Below are 12,630 nucleotides of genomic sequence, written 5' to 3'. Positions count from 1 at the left end.
AAAATTTTGTTTTTTCGCAACACAAAAAGTGCCAACAAGATTTCATACATTAATCTTATCGACACTTTTTCAAATTTATTTAACTCTAATTTTGTTTATTTCTTTTAATATTTATGACCATTATGATCATAACACACAGGATGATAAGGCTAAGCCTTGCTCCAGACGGAATTCCTTCATCTGAAGTTTCTGAACTTCGCACCCCGTGGGCTCTCTGCCCATCAATGCTCTCTGAGTTTCCGTCTCCATCCCTCTGTGCACCTAAAACCATCGGTTTATTATCTACAGTAGTTTTCTCCTGGTCCCTTACAAGAATACTTGTAACTGCTGATCCAGTGCTGTTGATTCCATTAGAATCTTCTCCTGATACAGGAACCAGTACAAGCTGGCCATTTACAAGACTGACATTATAAAACTTCTTGACACTATTGCCATTTTCATCAACTATGTCATAGCTTGTGATCTCATTAAGGGATGTTCCAGGACCTGTCTGGCTTCCCACAATCGTAGTTACCAATTTGTGGCCCTCTATAAGGCTTCCGGACGTTATATTGACCTTATCGTTTGTAAGAGTCTGCCCGTCATCGTTCTGGACTGTACTTCCAGCAGTTACAGTAATACTGCGTTTTGAAACCTCTGTCTTGTCACTTCCGCCCTTGGGATTCTTGCTGATCCCAGTATCTATAAGCTTGCCACTCTCATCCCAAATTCTGATATCGTCCAGTGAAATCTCTTTCCCACCGCTCAAAAATGGAATGCTATACAATCCTGGCTCTGTCACAGACAAATATGCACTGTCCACATTTACTTTATAAGTTGCTCCAGCAAAAGAAAAAACGGTGCCAGAAAGGGCGCTTTCACCTTCTGTCCTAAATGACATCCGCATCCCAAGCCTGTTTCCGTAAGGCCCATAGTCAAATTCCTGCAGAAGTTCTCCCGTTTCCTTGTCCAGAACCTCTATGACATATCCACCAATAATATGCTCCTGCCCGTCATACTCAAAAGGTTCTGCAAAGTTCTTGGTATAGATATTAAAACTATAATCAGACGAAACTGTCTCTTCTACAGGTTCTTCAATCGGATTCTCTCCAGGTTCCGGTTCTGTAGGCTCTGTGGGATTATCACCATACTGAGAATAAACCCTGCTTCTGATAACTCCGTCCACATGTACCCAAACATCAGCATTTGGCGCAGCAGTCGTGGTACTCTTTATAACATACCAGACTATGTAGTGCTTAGCCGGGTCAAACTCAGGCGCAACCTCCTGTATCTGTTCAAGCGTTGGCCTGGCCAAAAGACAAGTGGTCACTTCATTCTTTATAGTGTAGCCATCCTCATCCAGATTGTCCTCTTTATTTTCAAGATCTTGTCCTAATACTGTTCCAGTATATTTCACAGCATTATTAACTCTCATAGCATCAGAATAATTAGCAGAAGAATGTGGTGCCGGTTCATATGGAATCTCAGCATCTATACCACCTCGAATATAAAAACATACATCCTCTGTATATGGACCTGCGAAATATTCCTCGCTTTCACCAATTTCAATTATGATAGTCTTGCTCTCAGATATATCGATCTGATTCCCCTCATCAGATGTATCTGTAATAGCCTCATCAGCATGTTCTGATTCCAGATTTTCCTCTAAAGAAATCTCTGTAGTACTCTCATCATCTAAGCTTTCAAGATCCCCCTTCTCATACACGGCCTGTTCTGGTTCTTCCACAGATATTAAGGTCTGGTCATAATCACCGGCAAAAGAAATAACCCTACTGCTCCCCATTGCAGCTATCACAAGAAGTGATAACAAAACCCTCACCAGCGATATAAATTTCCTCCTCGACATCTAATTCACAACTCCCTAATCGTATTACCAAAATCTATAATCAACATACTCGAATATAATATCAAAAGAAAAATCATAGATTCAATCATATTCAAACTATTTTTTGATTTGTTTGAGATTTTTATGATACATATTTCATGGCATCGCTAACTGAAGAGACTCCAATTATCTCGATGCCTTCAAAGCTCTTTTTAAGCTTACTCTCCAGAGCCTTAGGAACGATCACAGTCTTAAATCCAAGCTTAAGAGCCTCTGAAACTCTGCTCTCAGCCATATTAACTGATCTGACCTCTCCAGATAGGCCGACTTCTCCAAAGGCCACCACATCATCGCTTATTGGCCTGTTCTTGAAGCTAGAGATGATTGCAAGGCAGATTCCAAGGTCAAGTGACGGCTCTGCCACCTTCATGCCACCAGCAAGGTTCACATAGGCGTCAAAATCCCCAAGCTGAAGGCCAATTCTCTTTTCCAATACAGCCATAAGGAGATTAACCCTGTTATAATCTGTGCCGTTAGCCTGTCTCCTTGGAAAGCCAAAATTAGTGTGAGATACAAGGGCCTGAACCTCTATAAGAATAGGCCTTGTTCCCTCTACAGAGCAGGTAACTATTGATCCACTTGCCCCCTCTGGTCTTCCATCTAACATAAACTCAGAAGGATTAGTCACCTCAACAAGCCCCTTTTCCTGCATCTCGAAAACTCCAATCTCGTTAGTGGAGCCAAAACGGTTCTTGACCGCTCTCAAGATTCTGTAGGAAGCATGCCTGTCACCCTCAAAATAAAGAACCGTATCAACCATATGCTCTAAGACTCTTGGGCCTGCTACCTGCCCTTCCTTGGTCACATGGCCCACTATGAAGATAGAAACATTCATGCTCTTGGCAATGCGCAAAAGAACTGACGTGGACTCTCTAACCTGTGACACGCTGCCAGGTGCTGATGAAACAGCCTCACTGTACATGGTCTGGATAGAATCGATTATAACAACCTCAGGCTTAGTGCGGGTTATAGCCTCCTCTACATTCGAAAGATTGGTCTCGCACATGAACTTAAGACTTTCAGAAAAATCCCCTATTCTATTGGCGCGAAGCTTGATCTGCCTAAGAGACTCCTCTCCTGATATATATAGAATGTCCTTTTTGTCACCAGAAAGATTGCCTGCCACCTGCAAAAGAAGTGTAGACTTACCAATACCCGGATCTCCGCCAACCAGAATAAGAGACCCTCTTACAAGGCCTCCTCCCAGTACTCTGTTAAGTTCACCAATATGAGTATCCGCCCTGTCTTCATCCTTCATGACTATCTGGGACAAAGAAACAGGTGCTGTATATTCTCCAGAAACTACAGATGCTGATTTGTTAGCCACAGCCTTGGCCGCAGGCTTAACTGTTTCCTCAACAAAGGTATTCCACTCTTTACATCCTGGGCACTGCCCCATCCATTTGGATGATTCATAGCCACAGCTCTGGCAAAAGAAAACTGTCTTTATCTTAGTTGCCATTTTCCCTCCAATAAACTAAAAAGGACTTTCCGCAATAAGCGGAAAGCCCTAAACTAACTTAATTCTTATTTCTCAACTCTTACCTGAGCCTTTCCTCCAGAAAGCTCAACGCTGAGATTAAGCTTTCCCCCAAGGTTTGTGCTCATCTTACCGATACTGGTATTATTTACGAATACGCTGTACTCTGTGTTTTCAAGAAGTCCAAGTGTGATCTGGGCATCACTGTCGCCCTCTACACTAAACTCTACTCCCTTATCTGTTTCCTTAAATCCAAGAACCGCTGTTCCCGGAACAGATTCATAAACGAAATTCTCGTTGCTCTCAAGCTTTGTGATGTCCTTGAAAGTCTTGACCTTGAGCAAATCCCCGTTGTGCTCAAAATTCTCAACTTTCTGTTTCTCTGGAAGCTTGTAATTACCAAAGCTAATGCTTCCATCCTTCTCAGCTCGAAGAAGCTCCTCTACGACAGCCATAAATTACCTCCTAAGTGAAATCTGACTACTTCGAAAATATGTTGTCTGCATTTCTGCACCTTCATTATAAAGCATAAGGCCTATATATAAAATTAAATCTTTTTAAACTTTTTTTGATTTTTTAGCGGGCTTTTTGGTAGTAATCGCAGCCTTACTCTTCACCTTGCGAGTAGTCTTAGTAGTCTTTACATTGGCCTTTTTGACAGAGGTTCTGCCTTCTCCTGTTGTAAAAACAATCTTCTCGTCCTTGAGCGATACTGTAACATCGCTGTTAGCCTTAATGTTGCCCCTAAGAAGTTCTTCCGCCATAGCATCCTCAATAGTGGACTGTATAGCCCTCTTAAGAGGTCTTGCACCCATCTTGGCATCTGAATACTTGGTCACAAGGAACTTCTTAACTGCTGGAGTTATTGTGAGATCAATGCCCATCTGAGTCTTACATCTCTTGGCAAGATTCTGAGACAGAAGTGTAACAATATCCATCATCTCTTTTTCTGTGAGAGTGTGGAATACCATGATCTCATCTATACGGTTGATGAATTCAGGTTTAAAGAGCTTTTTAACCTCTTCCATTACTCCTGACTTCATGTCCTCGTAATCCTTCTTGGCATCCTGGCCTGCGCCAAATCCAAGTTTCTTGGGGTCTACAATCTTCTGGGCTCCAACATTTGAAGTCATGATAAGGATAGTATTCTTGAAGCTGACCTTTCTGCCCTTGGAGTCTGTGATATGGCCATCATCCAGCACCTGCAACAGTACGTTAAAGATATCAGGATGAGCCTTCTCAATCTCATCAAAAAGAATTACTGAATAAGGATGTCTTCTGACCTTCTCAGAAAGCTGTCCGCCATCGTCAAAACCAACATATCCTGGAGGTGATCCAATCATCTTGGATACGGAGTGACCTTCCATATATTCTGACATATCAACTCTTATAAGGGCATTCTCATCTCCGAACATTGCCTCCGCAAGAGCCTTGGAAAGCTCTGTCTTACCTACACCAGTAGGTCCCAAAAACAGGAAGGAACCAATAGGTCTGTTAGGATCCTGAAGTCCAACTCGTCCTCTTCTGATAGCCTTGGATACGGCCTTTACAGCATCTTCCTGTCCAATTACTCTCTTGTGGAGCACTGATTCAAGTTTAAGAAGCTTTTCAGTCTCCTTCTCAGCTATCTTCTTGACAGGGATTCTGGTCCATTCAGCCACTACTTCCGCAATGTCATTTTCATTAACTATAAAGCCCTGGCTCTGCTCCTTCTTTTTCTCAGCATTTTTGGCTCTGCCCAGCTTACTAAGAAGTGAATTCTGCTCCTTGTTAAGCTGTCCGGCCTTGTCAAAATCACTGTTCTTAAGAGCATCCTCAATTTCAATATCGAGATTTCTGATCTTATCCTCTATCTCTTTAACCTTGGGTGATACACCCATAGTGCGAAGTCTTACTGCACTGGCAGCCTCATCGATAAGGTCAATCGCCTTATCTGGAAGGTTTCTGTCATTGATATATCTCTCAGAAAGATCTACAGCGGCCTTGATGGCTTCCGGAGTAATTGTAACCTTGTGGTGTTCCTCGTATTTGCCAACAATACCCTTAAGAATCTCTGTAGCCTCTTCCTTGGTAGGTTCATCTACATTTACAGGCTGGAATCTACGCTCAAGTGCTGCGTCCTTCTCAACATATTTGCGGTACTCAGTGATGGTTGTGGCACCAATCATCTGGATCTCGCCTCTTGCAAGAGAAGGTTTAAGGATGTTGGAGGCATCAATAGCACCCTCAGCGCCACCGGCACCAATAAGGGTATGCATCTCATCTACAAAAAGAATAATATTGCCATCTTCAGATACTTCCTTGATAACCTTCTTGATTCTCTCCTCAAATTCTCCACGGTACTTGGAACCAGCGATCATTCCAGACAGGTCAAGAGTTACAAGTCTCTTATTCTGAACAGTAAGCGGCACATCGCCTGCAGCAATTCTCTGGGCAAGCCCCTCAACTACTGCAGTCTTACCTACACCGGGCTCACCTATAAGGCAAGGGTTATTCTTGGTTCGTCTTGAGAGAATCTGGATAACACGCTTGATCTCACGCTCTCTTCCGATTACAGGATCGAGCTTATTCTCAAGAGCAAGAGCTGTCATATCACGGCTGTACTGGGCCAGGATAGATGCCTTCTTGCCAGCCTTAGGAGCTGCCTTTCTGCCAAGGTCCTCTTTCACCAGATTGGGGTCTTCTCCCATTGCAGCAAGAGTCTCTGCATAAATCTTCTGAGCAGGAACATTGAGTGTGCTGATAAGTCTGACAGCTACGTTCTCCCCTTCCTTGATAAGAGCAAGGAGAATATGCTCTGTGCCTGTCTTGTCAGCGTGAAAACGCTCTGCCATCCTGTGGGCCTCCTCAAGAACCTTCTCAGCTCTTGGAGAAAAGCCGTCTTTATCAAGGGTACGAACGCTGCTGTCTGGAACGATAAGGTCTCTTATCATATCCATCATCCTGTTCTCATCGATTCCATTATCGATAAGAATTCTGGATGCGACACTTCCATCCTCAAGGATAAGTCCCATCAGGATGTGCTCAGTACCCACATAGTTAAGTTTAAGGCTTCTGGCTGTGCGCTTAGCAAGTTTAAGAGCGTCAGCCGCCATAACGGTAAACTGTGAATCCATTTGTTATTTCCTTTCTACAAATCTCCTCAGCAGCATAAGTGCAATCTATACTGCACTATCTTTCTGCCATTCATGAGTTACGCTCATAGTTATCGTAGAGCTTGTCCACCAGTCCATGAATATCCTCTCTGCCAATTCCCTTGCATATCGCTCTTGCAAGTACAACTGCCAGTTCAGACTGGGCTTCCTGCAGTGCCTGAAGCTTGTTGATATCAATGGCTATGATAGCCCCACGCCTTCTGTCTATCTTGACAAAGCCGTCCTGCTGCAAGATAGAGTAGGCCTTGTTGACAGTGTGCATATTGATACCAATTGTCTCCGCAAGCTGCCTTACGCTAGGAAGCTGCTCACCCTCACGAAACTGAGACGTGGCAATACCCAATATGATCTGGTTACATAGCTGAACATAGATAGCTTCATCACTATTAAAATCTATTTCTATGATCATAAAGCGCCTCCTTTTCTGTGATAACTTTAGTATAACAGATGCTACAGATATTTCAAGGGTGGCTAATCACTACTAAATATGCACAAAATCCCACAAATGCTTGTTTTCGTCTGCGCGCTGATTTGCCTGGATTCGTTCACAGATGAAGGTCTCCTTTCAGCGTTGTTCATAACAGTCGACCTCCATCTGCTCTCTCAACCTGCAAATCATGCTGCTCGTCCGAGAACTGCACATTTGTGGGATTTTGAGCAATGTTTTGTCTTTGTGAATCATATAAAAATCCCCAATCTTAGAAAAAAGAAGGAAGACAATCAGTATGTCTTCCTTCTTTTATGTGTTTTTATTACGCAGAACTGCGCAAGTTTTTAATCATCAAGATCAAGGAATTCGAACTCGAAGTCGTCATCATCCCCTACGAAGTTGCGGGCGCGGCGCTTTGGTGCCTCTTCCTTTGTCTCAGCTGCGCGGCGCTCCTCTGTGGATCTGCGAACTGGCCTGTCATCTTCCTGGGCTGGACGTCTTGATGGACGCTCAGCATCGCGATCATCTGCCACTCTCTTTGATGGGCGTACATAATCACGCTCCGCATTTCTCTCAGGTCTTCTTACAGGACGCTCATCAGCCTCTCCCTGAGGTCTTCTGGTAGGTCTTACTGTTCTCTCCTCAGCCTCTCTCTCAGGTCTTCTGGACGCTCTCTCTGGCTCTTCATTTCTGCTTCTAGGACGTCTGTCCTCATCAGAACCTCTGTCAGCTCTTCTAAGAGGTCTCTCCTCTTCATTTCTAGATGGGCGCTTGCGGTTTGTGCTGTAGCGGTCGTACTCTTCCTCTTCTTCCTCGTCCTCATAGTAGACTGAATCTCTGAGCCTGATGATAAGGAATACGATAACTGCTACAAGAATTGCTGCAAGAACTCCCAGGAAAATAGCTATTTTCTTGTAGTTATCACTCTGCTTGCGGAGATTGTTGACTGCATCTGCGCTCTGGGCTGCAGCGATAAGATCATCAACCTTTACTCTGTATCCGCCCTGTCCGCCTTCATCATATGCGTACAGATACCAGATACCTGAACCATCTTCCTCTGCTGAATAAACAAGAGAATACTTGCCATCTCCCTGAGTCTGGCTGGTAGTTGTAGCAGGCTGACTCTCACTCTGCTCCTGAGAAGCCTCTCCCTCTGCAGGAGTTTCTGCATTCTCAGCACCGGCATTATCGCCGCCTTCTGTATTCTCAGTAGTTTCTGTGTTCTCAGCAGGTGCTCCCTCAGAAATAGCTACAAGATCATTTCTGACAAAGCCTGTCTTGCCATCACCAAAAGTTATCTGATACCAAGTCTTGCCATCTGTTCCAGATGCCTCACCTGTAATTGTAACTGTCTGTCCCTTAGTTACCTTGCCTACTGAATCATAGGCTGTGCCTGCACCCTTACGGACGTTAACACTCTCAGATGTTACTGTAGCGCTCTTCTGCTCAGTTGCTGTAACCTGTGTCTCAGGAAGTGAAGCAGTTGAAGTTGTTGTGCTGGTGCTGGTACTTGTAGTTGTAGTATTAGAAGAACTGCTTGATCCGCCTGACTTGGAAACCAGGTCGCTTCTAACATATCCATATTCGCTCTTGTTGACGAAAATCTTATACCATACGTAACCTGAAGCATCTGTTGCCTCATCTACGATATCTACAACATCTCCGTTCTTGAGAGAAGAAACCTGCTTGGCAGTTGTGCTGGCAGATTCTCTAACCTTGACATTGTCGGATACAACCTTACCTGATGTAGTATAAGCCATGGATGTAACAGGTGTAGCAACAAATAAAGATACTGCAACGCCTGCAGCAAGCATAATGCCTGCTACTCTCTTTCCCAACTTATTCATATTCATACCTCCTTCGCGTCATCGATAGCCTTTCCTATATCATGACGCATGTACTTATTCTCGAAGCTGACCCACTCAGTCGCTTCGTATGCCTTGGCTCTGGCCTCGGCCAGCGTATCGCCCTTGGCAGTGATACCAAGAACTCGTCCGCCATTTGTCACTATGCCTTCCGGTGTGCTCTTAGTGCCTGCATGGAAGCAATAGTAACCGTCCTTGCCCTTGAAGTTCTCAAGGCCAGTGATGAGCTTGCCCTTCTCATAGCTTACAGGATAACCATCACTTGCGAGAACAACGCAAACCGCTGCCTTGTCCTCAAATTCAATATTGATGCTATCAAGTCTGCCATCAATGCATGCATTCATCACATCAATTATATCAGTTTTGAGTCTAGGAAGCACTACCTGAGCTTCAGGGTCTCCAAATCTTGCATTATACTCCAAAACCTTAGGTCCGTCAGGAGTCAGCATAAGTCCAAAGAAAATAACTCCCTTAAACTCTCTACCCTCTGCAGCCATAGCCTCTACAGTCTTGCCATAGATATGCTCTCTGCAGAATTTATCAACTTCCTCTGTGTAGAAAGGACTTGGTGAAAAATTACCCATGCCACCAGTATTAAGTCCAGTGTCCCCATCTCCTGCTCTCTTGTGGTCCTGGGCTGATGACATAAGCCTGTAGGTCTTACCATCTACAAAAGATAAAACAGAAACCTCTCTGCCTGTCATGAATTCTTCGATAACCATGTGATTACCAGCATCACCAAACTTCTTATCCTCCATGATCTCGCGAACGCCAGCCTTGGCCTCCTCAAGATTCTGGCAGATTAGAACGCCCTTACCAAGAGCAAGTCCGTCAGCCTTTAGCACTATAGGGAACTTGGCTGTTTCAAGGTATTCAAGAGCCTTGGCAGGATCATCAAAAGTCTCATAAGCAGCCGTAGGAATGCCATATTTTTTCATAAGATCCTTGGAAAAAGCCTTACTACCTTCAAGAATAGCTGCATTCTTGCGTGGTCCGAAAACTCTAAGCCCTGCTGCCTCAAAGGCATCAACGATGCCGCCTACAAGTGGATCATCCATGCCAATTATTGTCAGATCTATCTCTTTTTCCTTGGCAAAAGAGACAAGCTTGTCAAATTCCATTGGTGTGATAGGAACACACTCGCAAAGCTCAGCAATTCCGCCGTTTCCTGGAGCACAATAAATCTTATCTACCTGCTTACTTCTGGATACAGCCTCAGCAATTGCATGCTCACGGCCGCCTCCGCCAACTATCAAAACCTTCATACGCTCTTCCCTTCTGCACTTTCTATATTGTAATGTCAAAATTTATCACTTCACTATATTCAATCTGTCTATATGACTATTCATCACGCATGGAATCAATCATAATTCCAGTGATTCATACCCCTTTATCATTACCTTTCCACCTTCGACGCTCACTCTGTCGTTGGCAATAAGGTCAATGGCCATAGGAAGTATCTTCCACTCAGCCTGCTCCATTATCCTCTTCTGAAGAACCTCAGGAGTATCCCCTGGCTGTATCATCACAGGTTTCTGTAAGATAATTGGGCCTGTATCTGTTCCTTCATCCACAAAATGAACTGTAGCGCCGGAAACACGAACGCCTCTCTCTAAAGCCTTTTCATGGACCTTGAGCCCATAAAAACCTGTCCCGCAAAATGACGGAATAAGTGATGGATGAATATTGATGATCCTGTTAGAAAACTCCCTGACTACAATATCAGGGATCACCACAAGACATCCCGCCAGTACTACAAGGTCAGGAGAAGCATCCTTAAGAATCTGCAAAAGAGCTTCATTGAACTCTTCTCTATTTGCAAACTCCTTAGGGCTTTTTACAGCTGTAGGTATTCCTGCCTTCCTTGCTCTTTCTATGGCATAGGCCTTGGGGTTATTACTGTAAACCAGGCATATTTCAGTATTTGTTATCTTGCCCTGATCAATCCCATCAATTATTGCCTGTAAGTTAGTGCCGCCTCCGGACACAAGTACTGCAATTTTCATTTATTCGGTACCCTCATAAATGTATTCGCATGCACATTCCAATTTGACTTCGTCAAAGTGCATGCTCACATCTGAATCATATTCTCACGCCCTCATCAGCAAGTGATTCGGGCTGTTTTTTATAATAATTCTACGCCCTTTTCTCCTGCGGCGCACTTACCAACAACCCATGCCTTGTCGCCAGAAGCCTTGATAGCCTCAAGAGTCTTGTCAACATCAGCTGGATCAACAGCAAGAACCATACCAAGTCCCATGTTGTAGGTGTTGTACATCATATGCTCCTCAATCTGTCCCTTCTTTTGCATAAGAGTAAAGATTGGAGGAATGTCATAGCTGTTTTTCTCAACAACAGCCTTGATTCCGTCAGGAAGCATTCTGGGAATATTCTCATAGAAACCACCGCCAGTGATATGGCTGCAGCCTTTAACCTTAACTCCGGAATTCTTGATGGATTTCATCATCTTTACATAGATTCTTGTAGGTGTTAAAAGAGCTTCTCCCAGCGTTGTGCCAAGCTCATCATAGTATGTCTCAAGGCTCTCTTTAGTCATATCAAAGACCTTACGAACAAGAGAAAATCCATTACTGTGGACGCCTGTTGATGCAACGCCGATAAGGACGTCTCCGTCCTTGATGTTGCTGCCATCGATCATATCCTTACGATCAACTACGCCTACTGCAAATCCGGCTACATCATACTCATCCTCAGGCATAAGTCCTGGGTGCTCAGCAGTTTCTCCACCGATAAGTGCTGCATCAGACTGCTTGCAGCCCTCCGCAACTCCCTTAACGATTGCTGCAATCTTCTCAGGAATATTTTTGCCACAGGCAATATAATCAAGGAAAAATAATGGTTCGCCACCAGCACAGGCAACATCGTTAACACACATTGCAACTGCATCAATTCCGATAGTGTCATGCTTGTCAAGAAGGAACGCCAGCTTAATCTTGGTTCCAACTCCATCTGTACCAGATAAAAGAACCGGATCTTCCATTTCCTTTATCTTGCTAAGAGAAAAAGCTCCGGAGAATCCGCCAAGTCCGCCCAAAACCTCTGGCCTCATGGTACCCTTAACGTACTCCTTCATAAGCTCAACAGACTTGTAGCCTGCCTCAATGTCAACGCCTGCCTTCTTGTAATCCAGTGCCATAATTACTCCTCATTTCTTTATATATAAATTTTTATGATGAACCTAATGATATGCTGATAAGTGAATTGCTACATAACTATGTTATTATCGCAAATCACAAACAATCAATAATTCTTATAACCAACTTCCTGAAGATGCTTATCTTTTTCTACAACAGTGTCCTTCAGGGACTTGGTATACTCTTTTAACTTCTGCAATAATGCTGCATCACTTGTTGCCAAAATCTTGGCTGCCAGGATACCTGCGTTGGCTCCGCCATTTATTGCTACTGTTGCCACAGGAATACCTGTAGGCATCTGAACTATACTGTAAAGGGAATCTCGTCCACCAAGAGAGGTGGTGTGCATAGGAATGCCAATAACTGGCATAGGGAAAATTGCGGCGCACATTCCTGGCAGATGAGCAGCCATTCCTGCTCCTGCAATGATGACCTTGAAGCCTTTATCTTCTGCGGTCCTTGCGTACTCAAAAAATTCATCCGGTTCTCTATGGGCAGAAATAATCCTCATCTCGTAAGAAATGCCCAGTTCATCAAGAATGCCTGCCGCCTTGGCCATAACAGGCATATCTGAATCACTCCCCATCACAATTCCAACTTGTGCCATATTGCTCCTCCAAAATATCATTTTATCTTGTAGAACTAAATCTTTTGTATCAT

Annotated in this window: 10 protein-coding genes; all 10 read right to left on the bottom strand. The window is 44.0% G+C overall.

What is annotated here, in order from left to right:
• Positions 1-85: 85 nt before the first annotated feature.
• The 10 genes from BLO53_RS15625 to purE all read right to left on the bottom strand — a co-directional run bounded on the left by BLO53_RS15625 (position 86) and on the right by purE (position 12,577).
• Positions 86-1,846 carry a hypothetical protein gene (locus BLO53_RS15625; protein ID WP_143003259.1) on the bottom strand — a complete coding sequence of 587 codons (1,761 nt, stop codon included), beginning with the start codon at positions 1,844-1,846 and terminating at the stop codon, positions 86-88.
• Positions 1,847-1,967: 121 nt separating this feature from the next.
• Positions 1,968-3,347, bottom strand: coding sequence for a DNA repair protein RadA (radA, locus tag BLO53_RS15620; protein WP_092063652.1), 1,380 nt, complete (start codon positions 3,345-3,347; stop codon positions 1,968-1,970).
• 65 nt (positions 3,348-3,412) lie between these two features.
• Positions 3,413-3,820, bottom strand: a complete 408-nt coding sequence (locus BLO53_RS15615; protein ID WP_026488217.1) for a hypothetical protein — start codon at positions 3,818-3,820, stop codon at positions 3,413-3,415.
• A 102-nt stretch (positions 3,821-3,922) separates the two neighbouring features.
• A complete protein-coding gene (locus BLO53_RS15610) occupies positions 3,923-6,481 on the bottom strand; it encodes an ATP-dependent Clp protease ATP-binding subunit (RefSeq protein ID WP_092063649.1) in 2,559 nt (852 codons plus the stop codon).
• A gap of 70 nt (positions 6,482-6,551) precedes the next feature.
• Positions 6,552-6,929, bottom strand: a complete 378-nt coding sequence (locus BLO53_RS15605) for a GntR family transcriptional regulator (RefSeq protein WP_026488215.1) — start codon at positions 6,927-6,929, stop codon at positions 6,552-6,554.
• A gap of 365 nt (positions 6,930-7,294) precedes the next feature.
• The gene (locus tag BLO53_RS15595; protein ID WP_176757316.1) at positions 7,295-8,797 is read right to left on the bottom strand and encodes an SH3 domain-containing protein; all 1,503 of its coding nucleotides are present in this window, start codon (positions 8,795-8,797) and stop codon (positions 7,295-7,297) included.
• Positions 8,798-8,799: 2 nt separating this feature from the next.
• Positions 8,800-10,080, bottom strand: coding sequence for a phosphoribosylamine--glycine ligase (purD, locus tag BLO53_RS15590; RefSeq protein WP_092063640.1), 1,281 nt, complete (start codon positions 10,078-10,080; stop codon positions 8,800-8,802).
• Positions 10,081-10,179: 99 nt separating this feature from the next.
• A complete protein-coding gene (gene purN / locus BLO53_RS15585) occupies positions 10,180-10,821 on the bottom strand; it encodes a phosphoribosylglycinamide formyltransferase (RefSeq protein ID WP_092063637.1) in 642 nt (213 codons plus the stop codon).
• A gap of 119 nt (positions 10,822-10,940) precedes the next feature.
• Positions 10,941-11,966: a phosphoribosylformylglycinamidine cyclo-ligase gene (gene purM / locus BLO53_RS15580; RefSeq protein WP_092063695.1), complete on the bottom strand. Its 1,026-nt coding sequence runs from the start codon at positions 11,964-11,966 to the stop codon at positions 10,941-10,943.
• A 110-nt stretch (positions 11,967-12,076) separates the two neighbouring features.
• Positions 12,077-12,577 (bottom strand): 5-(carboxyamino)imidazole ribonucleotide mutase, encoded by a 501-nt coding sequence (purE, locus tag BLO53_RS15575; RefSeq protein ID WP_026488208.1) that lies wholly within the window; start codon positions 12,575-12,577, stop codon positions 12,077-12,079.
• Positions 12,578-12,630: the final 53 nt, after the last annotated feature.

The sequence above is a fragment of the Butyrivibrio sp. INlla14 genome, from assembly GCF_900102515.1.
Lineage (GTDB): Bacteria > Bacillota > Clostridia > Lachnospirales > Lachnospiraceae > Butyrivibrio.
This window is presented reverse-complemented; position numbering and strand designations above follow the sequence as displayed.